We start from the raw sequence: 19,823 nt of genomic DNA, 5'->3' as shown, positions 1-19,823 counted from the left end.
ATTGAGTTTTTTTAATGCGTTATTAGTATAACGATTTGCGTTTTGATTGCACCTGTTTGAAAAAGGCGCCATCTAATTTAGCAGCATAATTTTAACAATTATCTTTATGAAGCTAAATTGCCAGAATTGTTTATTTGGGTTATTGTTGTGCTTTTCTTTTCTATCTCATGCACAAGTAGGAATCAATACTACAAATCCGCAAGCACAACTAGACGTTGCCGCTAGTAATTCATCTGCCCCGTCTAATACCGATGGATTTCTTGTACCGAGAATTGATAACTTTCCGGCAACAAATCCTACTGCAACTCAGCAGGGTTTGTTGGTATATTTAACAACCACAGTCGGTTTAAATACCCCGGGCTTTTATTATTGGGATAATAACTCAACAGTATGGAAATCGATGGGTGTTGCTTCGGGTTCTAATGAGTGGAAAACTACAGGAAACACTGGGGCTGTAAGTGGTATAAATTTTATTGGCACCACCGACAACAATGCTCTTGATATTAGAACCAATAATCTCATTAAAGTTAGAATTACTGAAAAAGGACAGATTGAAGTTCTTAATACGGGAAATTCAGTTTTTATAGGTGAACTAGCAGGAGCCAACGACGATATATCGGGCAACCAAAATGTTTTTGTTGGTCAACAAGCCGGACAATTCAACTCTAGTGGCGAAGCTAATACCTTTACCGGAGCACTTGCAGGCCGTTCCAACACAACGGGCAATTTAAATACCGCCTATGGCGCTGCCGCACTTGACAACAATACTACTGGAAGTTCAAATGTTGCCATTGGTAGGTCTGCACTATCTGCTAACAGTTCTGGAGACAATAACGTTGCTGTAGGAGAAAGTGCATTATCATATAAAGTACTCGGAAGCGGAAACGTGGCTTTAGGTTCAGCTACAATGGCTTCGGCTACCAATGCTTCAGGAAACATTGCCATTGGTTCTGAGGCCGGATATTCTAACCTTACTGGTAACAAAAACATTTTTTTAGGTTATCAGGCGGGTTATAATGAAACTGGGAGCGATAAATTATACATAGACAATTCAAGCACAGTCTCTCCTTTAATTTATGGAGATTTCGCAACAGATGTATTAAAAATAAACGGAACCTTAAATGTAAATAGTGCCTATAATTTACCAATTACCGCTGGTGCTGCCAATCAAGTATTACAGACCGATGGCGCAGGGAATACTGGTTGGATTGATCAACCAACATTAACAGAAACTGATCCTCAGGTTTCCGTCGCAACTACAAATTATATCCCAAAATGGGACGGAACTACATTAGTTGATGGGCAAATTTTTGACAATGGTACCAATGTAGGTGTGGGGACTTCTTCACCAACAAGTAAAGTGCATGTTGTCGGTAGCATTAAAGTTGATGCTGGTAAAATACCTTTTGTAAATACAGGAAATTCGGTTTTCATAGGCGATAATGCAGGTTTCAATGATGATTTGACAAATAATGTGAACACATTTGTGGGTACTAATGCAGGAAGAAACAATACTACAGGTTCAGGAAATGTTGCCTTAGGCCTTGGCGCAAGTCAGGCTTCGACACTAGGCCAACAGAATGTAGCTTTAGGAAGCAATTCATTAAAAAATAATTTAACAGGAAATTTTAATACAGTTGTTGGCTCTTTTGCAGGCGAGAGTGCAACAGGAAATTCAAATTTGTTTTTGGGTTATGCTACGGGTCAATTTGCGACAGGAAATTCAAATGTATTTATTGGAAATTCTGCTGGTAGAAATGAAACCGGAAATGATAAGCTCTATATTGATAATACAAGTACAGTAAATCCATTAATTTATGGTGATTTTGTAACCAACTTATTAAGAGTCAATGGAACTTTAAACGTAAACAATGCCTACAATTTACCCACAACTTCTGGAACTGCGAATCAAGTATTACAAACTGATGGTGCCGGAAACGCCACTTGGGTAAATCCAACATCGTTAACTATTACAGAAACCGATCCTCAGGTTTCCTCTACAACTACTAATTACATCCCAAAATGGAACGGCACAACCTTAGTTGATGGGCAAGTGTTTGATAATGGTACCAATGTAGGTGTCGGAACAGCAACGCCGACAGAAAAATTAGAAGTTTCAGGCAAAACCAAAACCACCAACTTGCAAATTACTACCGGGGCGAATACTGGTCATGTTTTACAATCAGACGCGTCTGGAAACGGCACTTGGGTGAATCCAACATCTTTGTCAATTACGGAAACTGATCCTCAGGTTTCTTCTTCAACGACGAATTATATCCCAAAATGGAATGGCACCGCATTGGTTGACGGACAAGTGTTTGATAATGGAACCAATGTAGGTGTCGGAACGGCTGCACCAACTGAAAAGCTTGAGGTCAACGGTAAAACAAAAACAACCCATCTTCAAATCACAACTGGCGCAACTAATGGTTATGTTCTGCAATCAGATGCAACAGGTAACGGCGCTTGGGTCAATCCATCTGCACTTTCCATTACTGAAACCGATCCGCAAGTTTCCGCAACAACTTCTAACTATGTTCCGAAATGGAACGGCACTACTTTGGTTGATGGTAAACTTTTTGACAATGGTGTCAATATAGGTATAGGTACTACTAACCCAAATGCCTTATTGACAATAGGAGACACGATGACTCCACTACCTTTTCTTCCAAAGTTAAGTGTAAACACATCGGGTAATTTGCCTTTATTTATAGGTGAAACAACAGGTCAAAAGGGTTTGATTTTAGGATATGATGGGAATAATATTCAAGGCCGATCTGGGGCAAATTTTACTGTAAATAATGACTTAATTTTAAATAATTATGGTGGTAATGTTGGAGTAGGTACAGCATCACCAACAGAAAAATTAGAAGTTTCAGGCAAAACCAAAACTACCAATTTACAAATTACTACCGGGGCGAATGCTGGTTATGTGTTACAATCAGATGCATCTGGAAACGGCACTTGGGTGAATCCAACAACTTTGTCAATTACGGAAACTGATCCTCAGGTTTCTTCTTCTACCACGAATTACATCCCAAAATGGAATGGCACCGCATTAGTTGACGGACAAGTGTTTGATAATGGAACCAATGTCGGTATCGGAACAACTTCGCCTTCAGCAAAATTAGTGCTTGCAGATGCTTTTGCTACTGGAGGGATGTTTAAATTACACGATGCTAACAATACCGCAGGTGATAAATGGTGGCTTGGTTTTACGCATGGTAACGGAGCCGGTTCGGTAGATGCTAATGATAGAGCACGAATAGGAGTTGAAATTGCTTCCGGAGGGCCAGGAAGGCTTTATTTTACAACCGGAGCCGCAGGTGCTCAGTCTGAAGCCATGCGAATTACCGAAAATGGCAATGTGGGAATAGGCACTACAGCACCATCATCGAAACTTCAGGTGCTTGGAAAAACAACAACAAGTACTTTTCAAATGACTTCAGGAGCAAATGCAAATTATGTCTTGCAATCAGACGCTACTGGAAATTCTACATGGGTCAATCCAACCTCACTTTCAATTACCGAAACCGATCCGCAGGTTTCTTCAACAACTTCCAATTATATTCCGAAATGGAACGGAACCACTTTAGTCGATGGGCAAGTTTTTGACAACGGAACCAATGTAGGAATAGGAACTTCAACACCTACGGATAAAGTACATGTTCTTGGGAATATAAAAGTAGATGGCGGTAAATTGCCATTTGTTAATACAGGAGGTTCAGTATTTATCGGTTTAGATGCAGGTTTGAATGATGATTTAGTAACTAATGACAATACCTATGTGGGTGGAAATGCAGGCAAAGCTAATGTCGGAGGTATTCAAAACGTGGCATTGGGAAGTGGTGCATTAGAGTTAAATACCAATTCGAGAAATACCGCAGTAGGATTTAATGCGTTGAACAGCAATGTGAATGGTACTAACAATTTAGCATTAGGAAACTATGCTGGAGCCACTTCAACTGGAAGCGGAAATATATTAATTGGAGGTGGCGCTGGGGAAAGCACTTTAGGTTCAAACAATATATTAATTGGAACTGATGTTGGGAAGACCAATACGCTGAGCAATAAATTAATGATTGATAACTCAGGTGTTGGAAACCCATTGATTTGGGGCGATTTTGCTACCGATTTATTAAGAGTAAATGGCACATTAAATATAAACAACGCTTATAATTTACCTACGACTTCCGGAACCGCGAATCAAGTACTGCAGACCAATGGTGCTGGAGCCACTTCATGGGTAAATGCCTCCACATTATCAATTACAGAATCCGATCCGCAAGTCTCATCCACAACAACCAATTATATCCCGAAATGGAACGGCACTACTTTAGTCGACGGGCAAGTTTTTGACAATGGAACCAATGTAGGAATAGGAACTTCCACGCCAACGCAGGCCAAATTTGTGGTCAATGGCTCAGACACGAATACGTTTGCCAACTACGGTTTTTTAAACAGAACGACACCAACTGGAACCGTAAATCCGGCTTCGGCTCAGAACTATTCCATTTATGCTTCCAATAGAATTGCTGCTTCTGAATTCAATGCGTTTTCCGATCAGAGAATCAAAAACATCAAAGGAATTTCAGATAGTAAAAAAGATTTGGAAACCCTATCCAAAATTGAAATTACCAATTATACTTTAAAGGATTCCATTGCAAAAGGGGCTAACCATTACAAAAAAGTCATTGCACAACAAGTTGAAAAGGTATATCCGCAAGCGGTTTCAACGATGACAGATGTAGTTCCAGATATTTACAAAAGTGCTCAAATGAAAGAAGGTTACATCGCTCTTGGGAACAACTTAAAAGCGGGTGAAAAAGTGAAAATTATTTTTGCGTCAGGTGAAGAAATTACCGAGGTAAAAGAAGCAACTGCCACAGGTTTCAAAGTCGATGCTAAGACAACCGAGAAAGTATTTGTTTATGGCCGTCAGGTAAATGATTTTCATACCGTAGACTACGAGGCTTTATCCACTTTGAATATTTCTGCAACGCAAGAACTTCTCAAAAGAATCGAAGTTTTAGAAGATGAAAATAACAAATTGAAAGCTGAAGCTCAAAATTATAAAGCGCTCAAAGCAGATGTTGAACTATTAAAAACGCTGCTCTTTAATGATAAGTTGAAAGCAACTGATACGGCACAAGCCCATAAATATTGATGCTGCGTGCTAAGTAAGATTATTTCTCTAAAGTTGGGTTCTATGAAAAGCATCAAGAATTTGAAACTAACTTATTTAGTTTTGTTATTTCCTTTATTTGTGTCTGCACAACTATTTGTTGGCGCTTCGGATTATCTCTATTTAAATGACAATTACTTCTTCGTAAACAAAGAGATTGATCTACAAAGTAATAGTCATATTTATTTAAGAAACCAAGCCCAATTGCTTCAAGGTACAACGAGTTTATCTGGCAATAGTGGCACCGGCAAATTGTCTCTTTTTCAAGAAGGAACAGCAGGTCAATATCAGTATAATTATTGGTGTTCGCCAGTTGGTAATGCTTCTTCTTCTGTAGGGAACGAGAGTTTTGGAATAACCATGCTCAGTGCACCTCAAACCAATATTGTCAGTACCTCTGCTATGATTTTGTCTGGGTATGATGGCGTGGCGAATCCGTTAGGAATAGCCTCTCATTGGATTTTCAAATTCTTGTCATCGGATACTTATTCACAATGGATACATGCCGGCGCTTCCAATACCATTGGCCCAGGTGAAGGCTTTACTATGAAAGGAACCAGCGGAACAGATACAACTTCAATATTAGGCATACAAAACAATCCTGACGGGCAACATCAGCGTTATGATTTTAGAGGCAAAGCGAATGATGGCAATATTCCAATTATGGTGGCCAATAACAAGCTCACTTTGACGGGCAATCCTTATCCATCGGCAATCGACTTGTCTGCTTTTCTTACCAATGAAACCAACTGTACCGGTGTGGCTTACTTTTGGGAACAAGATCAAACAGTGAATTCCCACAATATAGCAGCTTATCGTGGCGGATACGGAGTTTATTCACCAGTATCTCGCGGTGGAACAGGTATTTATGTGCCTGCTACTTATTATAGTTATGATGGTTCTGGAAACCCAACCGGAGTATACAGCAATCCCAATAATACTTATCAACGATATTTTTCACCAATAGGGCAAGGGTTTATGATTGAGGGCAATACTGCAGGAACTACAGTAACAATGAAAAACAACTACCGAGTCTATACTAAAGAAGGGGCTTTTAATTTCTCAGAATTTCAGAGAATGGTTACTATAACTGAAGATTTTTTACCCAATATTCCGTCTGTTTCAGGGTTTGATTATTCGCAAGTTTCGAACTTGCCAGTTCCTCAAATTCGGTTGAATATACTGATGAATGATCAAGCAATCAGGCAAATCGCTCTAGGATTTGATGAGGAGTCAACCGATGGATTTGATAGGGCAAAAGATGCCGCATTATCATCGTTCAACACACCAACCGAAGCCTATTTTATGGTTGATGGTGAAAGAACCGCCATTAATATAGCTCCATTTGATAGCCACAAAAAATTTCCCATCGGTTTTCAAAATACCTCCGAAGCCAACTATAAAATCACGGTTAAAGACATTTTAAATTTTGATGGTGCTGAAAATATTTATCTACATGATAAACTCACCGACCAATATCATGATATCAAGAATGACTTTTATGAACTTACGCTGGCTGCGGGAACGCATGAAACAAGATATGAAATTACTTTTCTAAATAACTTGTTAGGTGCATCAGATAGTACCATGGACTCTCTTTTTATTTTTCAAGAAAACAACCAGCATAAATTGATTGTCAATAATCCGCAGCAAACCAGAATTCATAGTTTGAAATTATTTGATTTGACCGGAAAACTGATCTGGAACCACACACGCTTGGGAGCTGATTTACGCTATGAATTTCCTACAAACCAATTGGCTGCCGGGATATATATTGCAAGAGTGAACAGTCAAGGTATTACAAAAAGTAAAAAGATTATTCTAGAAAATTAATCGGCTAATCGTTTAAAAGCATTTTTTAAGAATCGGTAAATTATTGTCTGTTTTTTATAGAACTAGAATTTGATTGTTCCGGTTATAATTTAAGCAAGCACTAGACCAAGGAAAGAAGTAACTTCGTAAGCAATTAAGACTTAATAAACAATAATTTTGGTATCCACTTCTCGGGATGTAGTTTTGACCTTGACCAAATAAGTGCCTTGACTAATATCAGGCAACGGAATTTGAATGTTTCTTTTATTGCTAACTTCCCAATTCGCTATTCGTTGTCCTAGTATATTGTACAAATACACTTTTTCGACAGTGGTTTTCAAATCCATGTTTTGAATATTCAAACTGTGATTGTTGTTGGTGTAATGAATCAGTAATGGGTTCAGGCTGAAGTCATCATTGCTCAAGGTTTCCATAGTAAATCGCAGTGAAAATCGATTTTCATAAACACCCACCGGAAGCATTATGGTAAATAGGCTATTTCTGATGTTGTGGTATATTCCGGTAACATTGTCAAAAATATAAATTTCGGTAGTCTCAGGAATGTGTTCCAGATTATCAATCTCAATGGAAGCTAATCCCGGGTTCGAAATTTTAATACCCAACGGAATGATGCGGTCGATATTAAAATCTGAAACCGCTTGAATCACGAATTTGTGGTTACTGAATTCCCAATACATATCATCATTGTTCACATCCATCATCAGGGCATCGTAACCCAAATCAAATGCATCGGTAGTATTGGTGTCAGCACCAACCAGTAATTGTCGGTGAAGCCCGTTTGGCGAATCAAAACGCAACCTGATTTTCGGTCTAAGATCTTCATTTGCATGAACTCCATTAGTAAGATTGTTTTGTGTTCTCAAGAATACTGAATGGGGTGCCGATTCTACTTGAAAGGCACGTTGACTGTTTTTTAATATGATGGGGCCGCCAGTGATTGGACTAGTTAAATTAGGATTGTTAGTTACCAGCGATGGGTCTAGCGTAGTTCCAACAAAGAACCCTTGTCCGACGGGAATATATCTTTTAGGAATTAGAGTACCTATGGCGCCATTGTGGTTGATTAAAATATCATTGGAAATAGCCGGAACGCCGCCCATCAAGGTATAAGTTGCATAACCGCCAATATAAGAAGCTAAAATATGCGTATGTCCAGCGAAATGATTCCAAAATGACAATGCGCCATTAAATATATTGGTTGTATTTCTGCCTGCACCGTCTTTGATGTTGTCTTTGATGAATTCATCGGCATCTAAAGCAGACGGATACGGATTGCCAATTAAATAAAGCTGATCCGGAGCAATATTCAACAGTATGTTGCCATTGTTGGGTTTACCAGCAAATACATAGTTTTGGGAATCCGTAATGATTGCTGTGCCGTCAGTTCCTTTCATGGTAAAACCTTCTCCGACTTTAATACTTCCGGTGTTGCCTGCATATTGCCAGCCTGCATAAACAGTACTTACGCTGGTGTATTTATACAGCCAATAAGTACTTAAGTTGATGGGGCTCGAAAGCGCTCCGTCGGCAAAATAAGGGTCAGCACCATAATTGATAAGGCCGGGGGTCAACGGATTGGTGCCATCTCTGAGTACATCACCAATGGTATAGTCTATTCCGTTATTGCTCACTGGGGAACACCAATAATTATAATTAAAACTGCTTCGGGTGCCTTGTTGGTCGCGGTATATTTTGCCAGTCCCGGCTGTTGGATTGGACACCAAACCTGATTGAACCAATTGCGCTTCACCGGTTAGTCGGATGTCACCACTTTGTAGCGACAGCAGATTTGAAACGGTCAACTCATATCCATCGGGCAAACTCACGCCATAGGCTCCGCTCGTTGTATTGAGTGTTAAATTATAAAACGTTTCGTTGTTCTTGATACCTGCGTTGATGGCTTGAATTTGATTGGCCGTTGCTCCGGTCAAAGTAACGGTTCCTTGTCCGGGATTGAATGTGCCACTGTTTTTCCAATCTCTACTCACGTATAAATCTGAGTTGGCAGCCATAGTCAAGGATGCCGTAGCACCAATAATCAGATCTTGCGCATCGGCTATATTGCTGTACAAAATAGCAAAAGGTGAGGTGGCAGGGTCAATTAACGGCATACGCACTGCGCCCGAAGGAATTTGCGCATCTATCGTAGGCGATGGCAATCCGCCCGCCCAGTTTCTGCAATCAAACCAATCGGTGCTCACCAGTCCGGTCCAGAGTCCGGGAATTCCGCTGATAACGGTTACTGCGGCAGCTCCGGTTAAATCTGCTGCTCCGGCGCTACAACCCGCATCGCTCAATGCCGTTAGGATAAAAGTGGCATCGGTAGTTATATCAGCCACATTAAAAACATACGGATTTGTATTGATGTTATTAATGGTGGTTTGTGAAGTGCCATTACTATAGGTAAGGCTCCAAGGCGCGGTTCCGGTTAAGTCTACACTAAAAGTGGCTGTGCCGTGGTTACAAATATTTTGGTCAGGTGCAATCTGTGCAGTTGGATGTGTACAAAGCGAAGCAATACAAGTAACTGTTGTGGCTATAAAGCAAGCTCCAGAACTACCTGTTGGGGTAAGCGTAATCGCAACAGCATCATTTTCATTCAAACCGGTTACTGTATAGGTCAGTACATTTCCGATAGAACCGATAGTAATCGGTGGGTCAGCATTAATTTGATAGGTCACTTCATAATCAGTTGCTCCTGATAGGGCGTTCCAATCAAAGCTAACAGTCGAAGCTGTAGAGGCACCACAAGTGATGGTCGGAGACAGTGAACCTCCGGTTACAGCTACAGCAATATTCACAACATTGCTAGGGCAACCTCTGCCGTCACTCACTAAAACATCATAGGTTCCTTCAGCCAGACCAGTAAAAATAGGACTGGTTTGATAGGTAGCTCCACCGTCTATGCTGTATTCAAAAGGAATTGTTCCGCCCACAGTGGTTGCGGTGATGGTTCCATCGTTTAAACCGCAACTTGTTGGAGAGGCAATAGCAGTTAGTGCCGCCCCTTGTAAATCAAGTATAGTTACGGTAATTGATTCTTTACATTGATGGGCATCTCGCACCCATACCGTATAAGTGCCCGGGCCAAAATCGGTTAATACATTACTGGTTTGGTAGGTAATATCGTCGCTGCTGTACTGATAATCAGGGGTACCGCCAATGAAGGTTAATTCTATCATTCCGTTGTTTAATCCGCAAGTGGCGTCATAAACGATGGCCGTTAAGTTTTGCGGACCTAAGGCATCATTTACCAAGACTATCTGGGTAGTTAAACATCCATTTCCATCTTCTACAATTACTGTATAATTACCCGCGAACAAAGAACCTGAAACACTACTGTTTGAAAAGGTCAAACCACCATCAAAACTATAATTATAGGGCAATGTTCCGCCGCTGGCCGTTACGCTAATGCTTCCATTTTGATTGCCGCAACTAGCCGCCACTACCGAAGTTGTAAAACTGGTCGCAGAAAGATTGCCAATGGTGATTCCAGAAGTAACTACGCAACCTCTGTTATCATTCATATATACGATATAAAAACCTGCGGTTAAGCCCGTAAAGATGTTGCTACTTTGGTAGACACTTCCGTCTAAACTAAATTGATACGGAGCTTCACCTGATGTGCCTGTGGCAAAAATAGCACCGTCGCTACTGTTACACGAAGCTGCAACGGTAAAAGCCGTTACGATAGGTACACTTCCTTCAAAAATAAATGCAGTGTCAGTATTGATACAACCCACAGCATCTTTAATATACACAGTGTATACACCTGATGGCAAGTTCTCAAATAAATTACTGGTTTGATACACCGTTCCATTCAAACTGTACTCATACGGTGTTGTACCACCACTACCGGTCACTGTAATGATTCCGTTGCTTAGCCCGCAAGAAGTATCCGAAGTCAAAAGGCTCAATGCAGCACCACCGCTGTTGGTGAGCGTAACCGTTGAGGTTTTAATACAGCCAGAAGCATCCATCACACTAATGGTATAGGTTCCGGCGGTAAGCCCTGAAAAGTCACCGTTTGAATCATACGGGTCACCATTAAAACTATAGGAGTACGGTGAGCCACTGCCTCCTGAGCCCACTGCCGTGATTGTTCCGTTAGCTGAATTACACGATTCATTAGTAGAGGTAATTGACAAAGTAGGACTGCCCGTCGTTGCCGGTACGGTCACAGTTAAAGGAGTAACACAATTAGGCCCCGGCGGATCAGGATCAAAACCGGAATCATCTGCAATGAGAATAGTATAAGTACCCGGAGCATAACCAGTGAGAGTTGCAGTAGCATTAAATTGCGACCAAGTGAGTCCGTTGTTTGTACTGTAATGATAGGGTGGGCTGCCATCTCCGTTGATTCCGGTAAGGGTGATTTGCCCGGTACTTGACCCGCACGGAGCACCCACTACCGCTACTGTTGCTGTAGCCCCATTGGTATCATTGACGGTAAACGGAACTAATTTGGTACAACCTGCAGCATTCATAGCGATGATGTAGTGTTGCCCAGGAGCAATATCGGTATAATTATTTCCCGGAAGAAACGGCCCAAAATCTAAACTAAACGTACACGAACTACAACTCGAACCGTTGACTTTAAAGTTTTGAATTTTTCCTAAGGTACCATCGCAGACCAAAGCATCTTTGAGCGTAAAAGTAAAGGTACTGATGCCCGGGCCGCTTCCCGTATTGGTAACTACTAATCCTGATTGGGTGATGATGCAACCCGTAGCATCTTTTAAATAAACGGTATAGGTTCCGGCAGCCACATTCAAAAAGGTACCCGATGATTGGTAGGTGGTTCCGTTAATACTGTAAGTTAATGGAGCCGAGCCACCACTCCCATCGGCCATAATAACGGCATTGTTAGCGGCGCAGCTTCCTTGTAAAACGACCGAGGCGTTTAGTGTTAAACCTGTTAAAGATTCAATTACAGCCTGTTTGGTAATGATGCAATTGTTGGCATCTTTTACGTTGATGGTATAAGTTCCTGGCTCTAACCCGCTAAAAACATTACTTGCTTGATAAGTGCCGCTGTTGAGGTTGTATTGCAAAGGTGTCACGCCACCACCGGCAGTAGCCGTAATAATACCAGTATTACCGCAGGACGAAGAAACTGCGCTTAAAGTTAGGGTTAGCCCCGAAGCATTATCAACGGTTACGGTGGTAGTTTTAATACATCCGGCAGCGTCTTTTACGTACACGGTATACGTATTGGGTGCCAAACCCGTAAATGAGTTACTAGCCGAATAGGTAACGCCGTCAATACTGTATTCCAAAAGACCAGTACCTCCGGTTCCCGAAGCGGTAATGGTTCCGTTGTTGACTGTACAAGCGGCTGCGGTAGTTGTGGCCGTGATGTTGGGTCCGGCCACCGGATTTACAATAACTATAGCTGCGCCGGTACAACCTTGGGCATCTCTCACAAAAACAAAGTAATTGCCCGCGGCTACATTCGTGAAAATATTACTTGCTTGGTAGCTGACCCCGTTGATACTGTATGAAAAAGGGCCAATACCTGTGGGTGTTATGGTAATGGTTCCGTTAGCGATATTACAATTAGCCGGTGTTGAGGTACCTGTTGCCGATGGCCCTCCTGTGCTGCTCACAATCACTGATGTTGTTGCGATACAACCGGTAGCATCTTTTACCGTAACAGTATAACTACCGGCAGACAATCCGCTAAACAAAGGGCTGGTTTGGAAAGTAATACCGTTAATACTGTATTGCAACGGAGCCACTCCACCTAATCCGGTAGCGGTAATACTTCCGTTGATGTTGCCGCAAGCAGCGTTGGTTGCACTAGCGGTGATGCTGGGTAATGGATTGCTTTCTACAGTCACTGTTATTGAGCTCGAACAGCCGATCGCATCACGTACATAAACGGTATAATTCCCCGGGCTAACATTGCTGAAAATATTGCCTGCTTGAAAAGTGTTTCCGTTGATGCTATATTCTAAAGGCAGTGTGCCTCCGCTGCCAAAAGCCGTAATAGTACCGTTGTTTTGACCACAGGTAGCCGAGGCCGGTATGGCATTAAACACTATGGCCGGACTAGTGGCAATGGTTACTAAAGCACTGTTGATGCAATTGGCGGCATCTTTGACCGTAAGTGTATAAGTGCCGGCTACGAGTCCGGTAAAGAAGTTTCCGGTCTGATACGGATAACTAATACTACCTGAAATACTGTATTGATAAGGGGCAATTCCACCGGTAACATTGGCCGTTATGGTGCCTGAATTATTACCGCAGGTTGCATTGGTTTGGGTTAAAGTAATTGTAGGGCCATCGCTGTTGAGAATATTTACCGTAACACTATTCGGGCATCCGCCGGCACCTTGTACCACTAAATTATGTATCCCTGCTGTCAAATCGGTGAAAATTCCGCTGGCCTGAAAAGTGCTACTGTCTAAACTATAGGTATAAGGACCTAAAGCACCAGAACCGATTGCATTGATAGCACCTGTATTTGCCCCGCAGTTGGTATTAGTTTGTGTAAAACTGATGGTTGGCCCAGGAAGCACAAAGTTGGTCGTAGCCTGCAAACCGCTACAAGCAGAGTTAACGGTAACTACCACAGTATAAGTCACATTCGGGCTGAGTCCAGAGAATGAAACTGGATTACTCCCCAGAGCACTCAAAGTTGTTATTTGGGTAGTGCCTGTAAATAATGCATAGCTGACGGTAGCATCAGCCACAGGTGCAGGGCTTATAGAGACTGTAGCGCCAGCGGTAGCACAATCTGGTACAGCATTAACTGTGTAAATAGTTGCCGGACAATAAGCAGTAATGTCTACAGAACTCACAAACCCATTGCCACTAGCATAAAGCAATTTTTTAGATTCATCTAATGCCAAATCATATACATTGGTATTATAACCGGCTATGCTAATATCTGGAGCTGCGGCATCATTGAAAGTAGTGCCGTTAAATTGGTACACTTTAATGGTTCCATTGGTATTGCCGATATATACATTATTACAAGCATCCGCAACGATTCCGCCTTGCATTAAAAGACTGTTAGTAGCAATGGTGATTGGTGTTCCAGAAATAGCCCCAGTGGTTTTGTTAAAAGCTTCCAAATGCTGACCATCCCAATAAAAAACATAAGCAGCATTTTGCCCTAAAATGTTCGATGAGTTGTCGTTATATCCGGTGGCTAAATAAGGTCGGTTGGCCAACTCATTAATAACACTCGGATAACCCGTTGCGGTGCTCCAAGCAGTAGATGCAAAACTATACGGCGGATTGGTTTTGTATAATTTATTACCCGTCGACGGATCAAGTGGCGAGGCGTAAATGGTATACAAACTATTGGTAACCGGATCTACGATCAAGTCAGTCATGTCTTGACCTACCATCGAGCTGCCGGTTAAGTTTACCGCTGCACTCAGTGTGGTTGCTGGTGGCGAACAATAGGCGAAATTGGTAGGTCCGGTTGTACCGCCGCCCGCGCAGATGATTTGCGGGGTTCCGCTGTTGCACACCCAGTACATTTTCCAGGCTTCTTGGAAGCTCGGATTGCCGTCTGAAATATAATTATCATACAAGCCGGTTGTATTGAGTCTAATCACTCTAAACCCGTTGGTGGCATAACCTTGACCGATGTATAAATTTCCGGTGGCTTTATCAACTACCCAACCGCCATAATAGAAATCAGCTTGCCAAGACGGAATAGTGAGTACGCCATTAAAAGTCCATTCTAATGCACCAGCACTATTGTATTTGGCATGTTTATGACTGGCTCCGGCGGCAAAAGAAGTTACCAAACTGCCACCACCGGCCACGTACACATTGCCGTTGTAATCAAAATCAACGTCTATGGCTTTGCCTGCGTTCACTCCGGTAAGGTTGCTCGTACTGGTTATAAACGGATCAATCACAAGAGGTTGGCTGTGATCGTAGCCTTCGGGGAAGGTAAAAGTGACTTCGTTACCTGATAAATGATAGACAGAATTGATTTGCCGCACCGCATCATTCAAAAGGCTTTCACCATAATATGCTATCGGAACCGATGAGGATATACCATCAATGTCTGAGCGAACCACCAGATTGCCTGCACGATCAGTTTTGATTTTTTGGATATCACCACCATATTTTAATTTAACCACGCTGAGGTCAGCACCTGACTGTACTAGCAAACTATATTCAAAACCCAGTATTCCGTTAGGGTTAAAGCTATATACTAGGTCAATGCCCGGATATAAGTTCTTATAAATTATTTTTTTATAGCCGTATGCTTTTTCTTGGAGCATGCCATAGGTGTGATAATCGGTTGTTTTCTCGACGGCAATAATTTCGGCCTGCTCATTGGCTCCTAACCATTGCATGGTGATAACACGGTCGGTAATTTTGAGACGACGTTCAATTTCTTCTTCAGGAATGCCCTGTTTTTCAAGTTTTTCCTCTTCGGCGTGTGAGATTCTTTTGTATTCGCGGTGCAAGTGGATGAGCCCTTTGTTGGTTATCAATATAGGCATGTCTAGCCCTTCATATCCGTATTCAATGTGGCCTAGTTGCTCATATCCTTTTAGGGTAGGGCCATATTGCCCCATGTTTTTTATAAAAGAAGCATTATTGGTCAAGGCAGGCATTGCTTCTACTGAAGTTGTGGTGGCTTTGGGCGACGCAGCATTGCCTTTTGAAGTAGTGCTCACCCAGTTTTTGTCTGCACTTAAATTGGTGTCATGACCTACATGAACAGGTACAGCTGGTTGAGTGTTTTGAGGTAAAGATTGGGCAAGAACAAAAGGAAAAGTCAAGAGCATTGCTCCAACAATCGATTTGTTTAAATAAAAAAGGAAGGTATTTTTTTTATTCATACAACTCAGCTTGTTTGTTTAACTATTTCAGGAGATGTCTTGTGAGCACAGCTTCAATAACTATAGACTTATCCTAATAATTATTCTACAACAGGCTGTTTGCGAATTACCCTATCTGGTAATCCAACTATTTTCAACGAATGTTAATTCTTATTCGCTCATAGGTTGTATTTAGTACTACAAGACTATTGTCGTGTTCTAAAAGATTTGGTTTTTGAGAAATTGCCAACCGCGAATTATGGTTGTCGGAACTAAAATCGTTAGCTTGATATTAAGTAGGCTTGGTTTGCTGTGTATATTTTCTGAACTTGGTCTTTTACAAAAAAAAAAACAGTTTGATAGAGCAAAAAAAAAAAACGGCTTAGAATTTCTAAACCGTTGATTTTCATATTTTATTTTTGTAGCGAGGACGGGAGTTGAACCCGTGACCTCAGGGTTATGAATCCTGCGCTCTAACCAACTGAGCTACCTCGCCGATTCTGCATTTACGTTATCGCAATGCGGGTGCAAATATAGAACTTAAATCATAGGTTGCAAATATAATTTTAGAAAAAAATTATTTAAAAAATTGCTTTTATATTGCGCTATTATTCTATATATTTCCCAAAAAATAATGCCCTATCATGGAATCAAAATCTAGGTACGAACTCGAATTTCCTATTAACTCTTCACCGCAGTTGTTATATCAGTATATATCAACGCCTTCAGGTTTGCAGGAATGGTTTGCCGACAATGTTAATTCACGAGGCGAATACTTTACATTCATTTGGGACGACTCTGAAGAAAGCGCGCGTTTGTCTTCCAAAAAAACTGGCGAGAAGATTAAATTCCGCTGGGTAGACGATAATAAAAAGGATACTGATTATTATTTTGAACTCCGAATCTTGGAAGATGAAATCACCAAAGACGTTTCTCTAATGATTGTCGATTTCGCCAAAGAAGACGAACTGGATGAGGCCAAACTTTTGTGGGAAAATCAAATTTCAGATCTCAAACATGTCATTGGTTCTGTATAAGAAATTGTCTTTTAAAAACTATATTTGCCCTAATTTAATTAGGGTTTTTTTATGGTCAATTTTAACGGTGAATTAGTTTCTTCTAAGCAACAGCTTGATACAAGTAATCGCAGTTTTCTTTATGGTGATGGCGTTTTTGAAACTTTGCGAATCAGAAACGGGAAAATTCTTTTTCTAGAAGACCATTACTTTAGGCTCATGGCGAGCATGCGTATAGTGAGAATGGAAATTCCGATGGTGTTCACGATGGAGTTTTTCGAGGCGGAAATTCTGAAAACCGTTGAAGCTCAAAATATATCAGGCGCCGCTCGAGCTAGAATTACCGTGTATCGAAATGAAGGTGGTTTTTATTTGCCTATTACTAATACAGTGAGCTATGTTGTTGAAGTGAATCCGCTTGATCACCCAGACTATACTTTCGATGCTGCAACATACGAAGTTGATTTATACAAGGATTTTTTCGTTTCCAAACAGTTGCTTTCTAGCCTTAAAACCACCAACAAAATGATCCACATTACTGGAAGCATCTTTGCCAAAGAGAATGATTTGCAGAATTGCCTCTTATTGAACGATCAGAAAAACGTGATTGAAGCTTTGCAAGGAAATTTGTTTATGTTGCTCGGAAAACAACTCATTACGCCGCCGGTTTCAGAGGGTTGTTTGAATGGAATTTTGAGGAAAAAAGTGCTTGGCTTGGCAAAGAAAATAGAAGGTTTGGAAATTATTGAAACCGTTATTTCGCCATTTGATTTACAGAAAGCTGATGAACTTTTCATTACCAATGTGATTTCAGGAATCCGGCCGATTACTAAATACCGTAAAAAAGAATACCGCATTGATGTAGCGCGGCAGTTATTTGAATTCTTGAACGATTCGATTCAGGATTAATTCAGTAGAGGATTTTCTGGGGCATTGGACCACAGGATATAGTCACCACCAAGTTCTAGAATTTTTTCTTTCCAGAAATCGGTAGTTGATTTTCCAATGATTTTATTTTGGTAAAGATTCTCGGCTAAAATCCACGAGTTTGATTTCATTTCGTTTTCGAGTTGGTGGGCTTCCCAACCAGTGTAGCCTAAGAAAAAACGAATGTTGTCTTTTTTGACTTGACCGCTGTTGATAAGGTTTTTGGTAAGTTCGAAATCGCCACCCCAAAAAATGCCGTTGGATATTTCGACACTGTTGGTTATCAAATGCGGAATGTTGTGAATGAAATACAGATTGTCTTGCTCTACCGGGCCGCCATTGTAGATTTTGAAGTTGGCTTCTACGTCTGGAACTAAGTCATTGATGGTGTATTTTAAAGGTTTGTTGATGATGAAACCCACAGAACCTTCACTATTGTGATCAGCTAATAATATCACCGAACGATTGAAAGACAAATCCCCAATAATGGAAGGCTCGGCTATCAGTAATTGCCCTTTTTGTAACTTTTCTGATATCATCTGGATCGCAATTTTGATTAAATTTAACAATAAAAAATTTATATAAGCAAATATATTCGGCATAAATTAAAAAAAAAGTCCCCGAAATGGAGACTTTTCTTTTATATGTTATAAACTAAAATTAGTTTACGTTTCCTTCTAAATCAGCACCAGCTTTGAATTTTACAACATTCTTAGCAGCGATTTTGATTGTTTTTCCAGTTTGTGGATTTCTTCCTTCTCTAGCCGCTCTTTTAGATACTGACCAAGATCCGAAACCTACTAAAGATACTCTTCCGCCTTTTTTCAAAGTACCACCTACATTACCTAAAAATGATTCTAAAGCCAATTTAGCAGCTGCTTTTGTGATTCCTGCGTCTGCAGCAATAGCATCGATTAATTCTGATTTGTTCATAATAATAGTTATTAAATTGTTGGTTAAACATTATGTTACTTGAAACAAATTTAGTAGGAATTCCTTACTGCACAAGACTTTTCGCGTGTTTTTGCTTTTTTTGTTGATAAGTCAATGTATTTGTTGATAAAGGAACTAAAATTTGCTATAAATCGCCTGATTCCAGCAATGGCGCAACCTAGCAAGCGTAGGCATTTTCTGAAAATACCAGCCCGTTGAGCAGTTCGGAAACCGCCATTTTTTTCTTTCCGGGTAGTTGTAATTCTAAAATATGCAGGTAACCGTCTGGAGCAGCAATTTTCATTTCTTTTTTGCGGGCTATAATTTTTCCGATGGTGTGCGTGTGTTTTTCATTCACGAATTTTGCGCTGTAAATTTTCACATTCCACTGCTGGCCATAATCATTAAAATAACACCAAGCGGCTGGATATGGCGAAAGTCCGCGTATTAAATTATGTATTTCACTTCCACTTTTTTTCCAATCTATTTTGCAATTGTCTTTATCGAGTTTGTAGGCCGTTTTTAAATCCTCATTTTCCGGCTGGATTTGGGTCTTTACCTTTCCTTGTTCAATTAAATGGAGTGTTTTTATTACAGTTTCACTTCCCAAAAGCATCAATTGGTCGTGCAATTGCCCGGCAGTTTCTTCATTGGAGATCGGAATTTCTTCACTGAGAATCATCGCGCCGGTATCAATTTTCTCATCAATAAAGAAAGTCGTCACGCCGGTTTTTTTCTCACCATTGATAATCGCCCAATTGATTGGTGCTGCGCCTCTATAATTTGGTAACAAGGAAGCGTGTAAGTTGAAAGTGCCGTATTTGGGCATATCCCAGACTACTTTTGGAAGCATTCTGAAAGCTACTACAATTTGAATGTTGGCATTCAGAGCTTTAAGTTCTGTTAAGAAGTTTTCGTCTTTTAAGTTGGTCGGTTGCAACAAATTCAATCCGTGCTGCAATGCATATTCCTTCACCGCTGAGTGCTTGATTTTTTGTCCGCGACCTGCTGGTTTGTCTGCTGCGGTAATCACGCCTACGACTTCATATTTATTTTTCAGGATGGCGTCAAGGATGCCCACGGCAAATTCCGGTGTTCCCATAAAGATGATTTTCAACGGTTCCATAG

Annotated in this window: 8 protein-coding genes and 1 tRNA gene; 4 read left to right on the top strand and 5 right to left on the bottom strand. The window is 40.9% G+C overall.

The window, feature by feature from the left end:
• Positions 1-106: 106 nt before the first annotated feature.
• Both G4D82_RS08820 and G4D82_RS08815 read left to right on the top strand, forming a co-directional pair.
• On the top strand, positions 107-5,167 hold the full coding sequence (locus G4D82_RS08820; protein ID WP_166336728.1) for a tail fiber domain-containing protein: 5,061 nt from the start codon (positions 107-109) through the stop codon (positions 5,165-5,167).
• Positions 5,168-5,209: 42 nt separating this feature from the next.
• Positions 5,210-7,018, top strand: coding sequence for a T9SS type A sorting domain-containing protein (locus tag G4D82_RS08815; protein WP_166336726.1), 1,809 nt, complete (start codon positions 5,210-5,212; stop codon positions 7,016-7,018).
• Positions 7,019-7,158: 140 nt separating this feature from the next.
• Here G4D82_RS08815 and G4D82_RS08810 read toward each other — a convergent pair whose 3' ends face one another.
• Both G4D82_RS08810 and G4D82_RS08805 read right to left on the bottom strand, forming a co-directional pair.
• Complete coding sequence (locus G4D82_RS08810) at positions 7,159-15,840, bottom strand: DUF7948 domain-containing protein (protein ID WP_166336724.1); 8,682 nt, start codon at positions 15,838-15,840, stop codon at positions 7,159-7,161.
• Positions 15,841-16,241: 401 nt separating this feature from the next.
• Positions 16,242-16,315: transfer RNA gene (locus tag G4D82_RS08805), tRNA-Met, on the bottom strand.
• Between the two features lie 148 nt (positions 16,316-16,463).
• Between G4D82_RS08805 and G4D82_RS08800 the strand changes: the two genes are divergently transcribed.
• A complete protein-coding gene (locus tag G4D82_RS08800; RefSeq protein WP_166336722.1) occupies positions 16,464-16,856 on the top strand; it encodes an START-like domain-containing protein in 393 nt (130 codons plus the stop codon).
• Between the two features lie 51 nt (positions 16,857-16,907).
• Complete coding sequence (locus G4D82_RS08795) at positions 16,908-17,744, top strand: aminotransferase class IV (protein ID WP_166336720.1); 837 nt, start codon at positions 16,908-16,910, stop codon at positions 17,742-17,744.
• Here the strand turns inward: G4D82_RS08795 and G4D82_RS08790 are convergent.
• From G4D82_RS08790 to fmt, 3 genes are all read right to left on the bottom strand, one after another.
• On the bottom strand, positions 17,741-18,301 hold the full coding sequence (locus G4D82_RS08790; protein WP_166336718.1) for a YqgE/AlgH family protein: 561 nt from the start codon (positions 18,299-18,301) through the stop codon (positions 17,741-17,743). The two genes, G4D82_RS08795 and G4D82_RS08790, sit on opposite strands and share 4 nt — an antisense overlap.
• 121 nt (positions 18,302-18,422) lie before the next feature.
• Positions 18,423-18,695, bottom strand: a complete 273-nt coding sequence (locus tag G4D82_RS08785) for an HU family DNA-binding protein (RefSeq protein ID WP_166336716.1) — start codon at positions 18,693-18,695, stop codon at positions 18,423-18,425.
• A gap of 178 nt (positions 18,696-18,873) precedes the next feature.
• A complete protein-coding gene (gene fmt / locus G4D82_RS08780; protein ID WP_166336714.1) occupies positions 18,874-19,821 on the bottom strand; it encodes a methionyl-tRNA formyltransferase in 948 nt (315 codons plus the stop codon).
• Between the last annotated feature and the right edge of the window lie 2 nt (positions 19,822-19,823).

Source organism: Flavobacterium lotistagni, assembly GCF_011392125.1.
Taxonomy (GTDB): Bacteria; Bacteroidota; Bacteroidia; order Flavobacteriales; family Flavobacteriaceae; genus Flavobacterium; species Flavobacterium lotistagni.
Note: the sequence above shows the minus strand (reverse complement) of the source record. Positions and strands in the feature narration are given on the sequence as shown.

Bases quoted from the DNA above. Each gene is read 5' to 3' on its own strand.
- G4D82_RS08820 (WP_166336728.1), top strand. From the start codon at position 107: ATGAAGCTAAATTGCCAGAATTGTTTATTTGGGTTATTGTTGTGCTTT.
- G4D82_RS08800 (WP_166336722.1), top strand. From the start codon at position 16,464: ATGGAATCAAAATCTAGGTACGAACTCGAATTTCCTATTAACTCTTCA.
- G4D82_RS08810 (WP_166336724.1), bottom strand. From the start codon at position 15,840: ATGAATAAAAAAAATACCTTCCTTTTTTATTTAAACAAATCGATTGTT.
- fmt (WP_166336714.1), bottom strand. From the start codon at position 19,821: ATGGAACCGTTGAAAATCATCTTTATGGGAACACCGGAATTTGCCGTG.
- G4D82_RS08795 (WP_166336720.1), top strand. From the start codon at position 16,908: ATGGTCAATTTTAACGGTGAATTAGTTTCTTCTAAGCAACAGCTTGAT.
- G4D82_RS08785 (WP_166336716.1), bottom strand. From the start codon at position 18,695: ATGAACAAATCAGAATTAATCGATGCTATTGCTGCAGACGCAGGAATC.
- G4D82_RS08790 (WP_166336718.1), bottom strand. From the start codon at position 18,301: ATGATATCAGAAAAGTTACAAAAAGGGCAATTACTGATAGCCGAGCCT.
- G4D82_RS08815 (WP_166336726.1), top strand. From the start codon at position 5,210: ATGAAAAGCATCAAGAATTTGAAACTAACTTATTTAGTTTTGTTATTT.